The following is a 5036-nucleotide window of genomic DNA, read 5'->3' on the forward strand; positions in this document are numbered from 1 at the left end:
CGCGTAGCCTCGATGCCGTCCATGACCGGCATCTTGACATCCATGAGGATGACATCAGGTTGAAGCTCACGAGCTAATGTGATTGCGATCTCACCGTTCTCTGCCTCGCCCACGACCTCCAGGTCAGCTTCCTGGTTGATCAGCCCCTTGAGCCCGTCACGGAACATCTCGTGATCGTCAACAACAAGGATTCTTGTCTTCCTCATTCTTTCGGTCTTCCGTTATTCATTATTCGATTCATCAGTTTCTTAATCTATCCATACCACGGGCAGACTCACGGTCACCACGGTGCCGGTGCCTGAGCTGGATTCTATTTGCATGCTTCCTCTGAGGGCCAGCAGCCGCTCTCGGATGCTGTAGAGGCCAAACCCGCCCTCGGCAGTCGGCGCCCCGAGCGTCTGTGGATCGAAACCCACGCCATCATCTCTGACTTCCGCGCGGATACGTCCATCGGTTAAGTCGATCTGGACATTCACATTCTGTGCCTTGCTGTGTTTTACAGCATTGTTCAGCAGCTCCCTGATCGCCTGGAACAAAATTAATTTCACATTTCGGTCCAGGCTTTTGAACGAATCCTGTACATCGCATCGAATCCGGATGGGATGCATCGCCATCAGCCGGTCTGCGAGCGATGTGCAGGCTGTATCCACGCCCATGTCATAGAGAACGGGGTTACCAATATCGTACATCAAGGCGCGTGTTTCCTTGATGGACTGTGAGAGAAGCTCTTTAGCCTCCCCGAGAGTCTGCCGGCCCTCATCGACGACCAGACGCTGAAGCATCTCGACTCGCGTCCGGGCTGCTGCAAGGGTTTGGGCGATTTCATCGTGAAGTACCGCTGCGATTCTTTTTCGCTCTTTCTCCTCGGTAAGAACCAGCTCGGCAGCCAGTTTACGCAGATCGTCCCGGCTCTTTTCGAGTTGCTCTGTGAGGATCCGCAGATCCATTGTGCGCTCCCGGACCCTCTCTTCGAGGTATTCGTTCGCTGCCCGCAAGACTTCTTCACTTTCCTGCAGTTTCTGCTCGTATCGTTTGAGTGCTGTAATGTCCGTCACGATGCCGATGTAACGGTCGATCTCGCCTGATTCATTGCGAAGCGGTCGTCCCCTGGACATTAGCCACCGATCGGTGCCGGCAGGATCGTTCACGCGCCACTCGGCTACCAGTTCGGTCCCATTCTTGGCCGCCTGCTGCGCGGCCCTTTCGGCCTTCATCCGGTCATCGGGATAGATTGTCTGCAGCCACGCATCGTAGGAGGGCTTGGTGCTGTGGGGCTCCAGCCCATAAAGCCTCCACAGCTCCACCGACCAATGATTTTCATTTGTCTGCAGATCCCATTCCCAGAAACCCGCCTGCGCGGCCTGCAAGGCCAGGTGCAGTCGCTCCTCGCTTTCCCGCAAGGCCAGTTTCTTTTCATAGTCCGCAATCTTCTGCAGGGAGCGGCGGTACATCTCGGCGACGAAGCTCAGGAATGCCCCCATACACGAAAAGAGAACAATACCGACTGCATCGGAGAAAGAAGAGATTACAAAACTGCCGACAGGATGGAGAATCCAGTATGCTGTGATCAGTGCAGACGCTGCAGTGGCCAGAAAACCGGCCCATATCCCACCGAATAAGGCGGATATAAACACGGCAGGGTAGAAGGTGATGTAAGTGGGTAGCTCGCCACCAATGGAATCTACCAGTATCCGGCGAAACAGGTAGGCCGCTACAGCCAGGCCGATGGCCGCGCAATAGTGAATTACTTTCCCCTTAAACGAGATACTATCGAATCTCATTCGCTACCTTTTTGCCTGTATGGTGGATGTAATGTTTATTTTGTTTCTGATGGTGCAGAGACTTTCATATCATGCCACTCCAAGTTTGCGAAATGCTTTTTCAATTATCAGTTTTCATAGTATCTTGAAATAAGATTTTGACTAATAAAGAGGTAAGAAAAACCTGAGATCAATCTCAGCCACGAAACATTCACTCTTCCGTCATACAGGAATTTTGCCATGTCTGAAGTGTCAGATATAATCCTGCTCCTCCATTACTATTTCTATGTTCATACCCTGATCTCCTCGTAAAAACACCTCTTCATTACCAATTGAACTCCTCAGGCGCTACGTCTTGGAAGCCCGTCAGGCAACGGATTCGGGATCGGCAGCTTGTGGATTACGGCATGGAAGGTTTCATTTTGATCGCTGAAAAAAGGCTCTTCAGGTGGCGTCTGGAAGGATCAATCGGACCGGCGCCGCGCATGCTTCCTGAAGTGCGCAGCGCATTGATCATGCTCTGCATAACAGATTACGATCGGTAATCGTTAGAAAGGAAAAACGCAGAGTCAATCGACTCTGCTTCATGCATTTCTTTTACCGAAGTACACCATGAGAAAACAAAGGGGCGAACCCTGAGGGCTGCCCCTTGAAATCATAGAATTAGATTATATTCGTTACATGTAAAGTATCCCGACGATTTAACCATCATTTTACAAATTGTGAGGGATTTTCGAAATGGCCTAATGAGATTTTTTGCAAATTTTCAATTATTTTAAACGGTAATCGTTACTCTTATGTAACTGTGATTTTAATGTTTCGTAGGTGAAGGCGATAAAACGGCATCCTAGCTGTCAGATTCTTGGAGGAACGAGAGGGCTTGACTTTCTTGGAAATCACCGCTAAATGGAAAATCAAAATATTGCAGACCCCCGCAACGGAACACGGTGAGAATCCGTGACGGTCCCGCCGCTGTAACCGGGGACACAGACCATCTCAAAAGCCACTGTGAAGGACGTTCCCACGCACCGTCATGGGAAGGCGATGGTTCGATGGATAATCCGGAAGTCAGAAGACGACCGGGGTCTGTTTAGATGACGAACCTGATGGTAAAGGGTTCCGGCCGCGCGTTATGCGCTGTTGGAGCCCTTTTTTATTGCAGGAGAAAGACCAATGGAAAAAATGAAATGCATCATGGTCCGCAAGATCGGAAGTTTCGATGTGGCCAGTACGAAGATTCGGCCACCCACTGAAGATGAAGTCCTGATACGAGTGGAAGGGGCGGGCGTGTGCCGGACCGATCTCAAACTGATCCGGGAGGGACATCGGGACCTTGTCCTGCCTCGAATCCCCGGGGAAGAAGTGGTGGGCAGCGTCCATCGCACTGGTATAGCGGTAAGCAATTTCAAGGAGGGAGACAGGGTATATGTCTATCCCGGTGTTTGGTGCGGAAAGTGCCCGGCCTGCCGTTCGGGTGCGGAAAATCTATGCCGTGACATGCGGATCATGGGATTTCATCGCGACGGCGGTTTTGCCGAATACGTCACCGTGCCCGCGAGAAGCATCATAGCCGTTCCAGAAGGGTTGAAGGCGGAGCACGCCGTTTTCGCGGAGCCTCTCTCATGCTGCCTGAATGCTTTGGAACTCGGCGCTTCCGGGATGGGGAAAACCATTGCCATATGGGGTGCCGGACCCGCAGGAACGCTGCTCTTCAGGGCGGCATCGGCTCTTGGTGCTGTCCCTGTTTGCATAGAGCCTGACGACCAGCGACGGCAGAGAATCAATGGAATAAAGAGAACAGCCGACGAGAAGTACGATCTGTGCATCGTGGCTGTTGGGTCAAAGTCGGCATACGAGGAAGCCCTCGCAAGCCTCAATCCCCGTGGCCGGTTGGTCGTTTTTTCGGGGCTACGACCTGCGGAACCAGCTTTGTCGGTGGACTTTAACCGCTTGCATTACTTCGAGCAGACCATCGTCGGAGCTTACGGGTGCGCCTATCGCCAAGGCATCTCGGCCCTCGATCTCATCCATAACGGCCGCATTGTTGTGGAGGACCTCATCTCCCATCGGATGCAACTCGATGAGCTTGAAACCGCATTGAGGCTCGTTGAAGAGCGGCAGAGCATGAAAATCATATTGCGACCATAGGGGCAATGGAATTATGGAATACAATAATGACAGCCTTATTCAATTCGGCAAGGCAATTCAACGGTTGATCGACAAAAAAGATCTGTCCCGGCAGGAGAGTTACGAAACGTTCCGGCAGATCCTGTTAAACCTCCAGCCCGAACTGCACCAAGGGGCGTTCCTTGCAGCCCTGGTTGCCAAGGGCGAAACGGCTCAGGAAATCGCCGGTGCTTGGCAGGCCATCGTCGAGTTCGACACCATCCCCGCCAATGAAACCTTTGAGGCCCCTCTTGTCGAAAACTGCGGAACAGGCATGGATGCGCTGAAGACCTTCAATGTCAGCACGGCCGCCGCCGTTGTGGCTGCAGCTGGAGGTGTTCGCATGGCCCGCCATGGGGCAAGAGCTCTCACATCGATGTACGGGACGGTTGATCTGCTCGAAGCCGTAGGTGTCGACGTCGATGCCGATGTGAACAAGGTGTGCCAAAGTATCCGCAAAGCCGGCATTGGAATTTTCAATGGGACGAGCCCTAAGGTCCATCCGCGCTCGCTGGCACGAATCCTCGGTCAGATCCGTTTCGGGTCTACTCTGAACATCAGCGCATCCCTGGCAGGTCCCTGCAGGCCCACCCATGCCCTGCGGGGCGTCTATTCGAGCAGCCTCCTTCCGAAGATGTCAGAAGTCATGAGAGAGATTGGGTATGAGAGAGGACTGATCGTCCATGGACTTGACGCTACTGGTGAGAAAGGCATCGATGAACTTTCGAACATGGGAGAAAGCGTCATCTGTGAGTTTGATTCGGACGGAAAGGAGACAACTTACTCGATCAATCCCGAAGACGTTGGTCTCAGGCGTTCGAGCTATGAAGACGTCGCAACTCTGGGAAACCTGAGGCGGGAATCGGTTCGATTCATGAAAGTCATAAGCGGCACGGGCCATGACTCCTGCATAGACCTGACCTGCCTTAACGCCGGAGCGATTTTCTATCTCACCGGCAAAGCACGCAGCATCCGTGAGGGCATTGAGCGGGGGAAGGAGCTGGTTTTTTCCGGACGGGCCTTCGAGAAACTTAGGCAATGGGCGATGGTTCAGTGTGACGACGAAGAGAGGGGATTGAGGCGGTTTGCTGCCATCACAGCAGAGGCAGG

General features: G+C 52.9%; 5 protein-coding genes and 1 riboswitch. Of the genes, 3 read left to right on the plus strand and 2 right to left on the minus strand.

The features are described 5' to 3' along the window. The coding region (locus VMT62_08745; GenBank protein HVN96502.1) for a response regulator transcription factor at window positions 1-206 on the minus strand (206 nt) is incomplete at its 3' end. Window positions 207-248: 42 nt separating this feature from the next. Continuing rightward, entirely contained in the window at window positions 249-1781 is a 1533-nt protein-coding gene (locus tag VMT62_08750) for an ATP-binding protein (GenBank protein HVN96503.1), read from the minus strand. Window positions 1782-2167: 386 nt separating this feature from the next. On the opposite strand from VMT62_08750, the gene VMT62_08755 reads away from it, so the two are divergent. From VMT62_08755 to trpD, 3 genes are all read left to right on the plus strand, one after another. After that, window positions 2168-2305, plus strand: coding sequence for a hypothetical protein (locus tag VMT62_08755; GenBank protein ID HVN96504.1), 138 nt, complete (start codon window positions 2168-2170; stop codon window positions 2303-2305). Window positions 2306-2699: 394 nt separating this feature from the next. Next, window positions 2700-2837, plus strand: a riboswitch (cobalamin riboswitch). A 96-nt stretch (window positions 2838-2933) separates the two neighbouring features. Next, window positions 2934-3908, plus strand: coding sequence for an alcohol dehydrogenase catalytic domain-containing protein (locus VMT62_08760; GenBank protein ID HVN96505.1), 975 nt, complete (start codon window positions 2934-2936; stop codon window positions 3906-3908). A 13-nt stretch (window positions 3909-3921) separates the two neighbouring features. Then, window positions 3922-5036, plus strand: a 1115-nt coding sequence (gene trpD / locus VMT62_08765; GenBank protein HVN96506.1) for an anthranilate phosphoribosyltransferase, incomplete at its 3' end; no start/stop codon positions are given.

This window comes from Syntrophorhabdaceae bacterium, from assembly GCA_035541755.1.
GTDB lineage: Bacteria > Desulfobacterota > Syntrophorhabdia > Syntrophorhabdales > Syntrophorhabdaceae > PNOF01.

What these genes read in the sequence shown, in the direction of transcription:
- VMT62_08750 (HVN96503.1), bottom strand. Translation starts at nt 1,781, where the DNA reads ATGAGATTCGATAGTATCTCGTTTAAGGGGAAAGTAATTCACTATTGC.
- VMT62_08760 (HVN96505.1), top strand. Translation starts at nt 2,934, where the DNA reads ATGGAAAAAATGAAATGCATCATGGTCCGCAAGATCGGAAGTTTCGAT.
- VMT62_08755 (HVN96504.1), top strand. Translation starts at nt 2,168, where the DNA reads ATGGAAGGTTTCATTTTGATCGCTGAAAAAAGGCTCTTCAGGTGGCGT.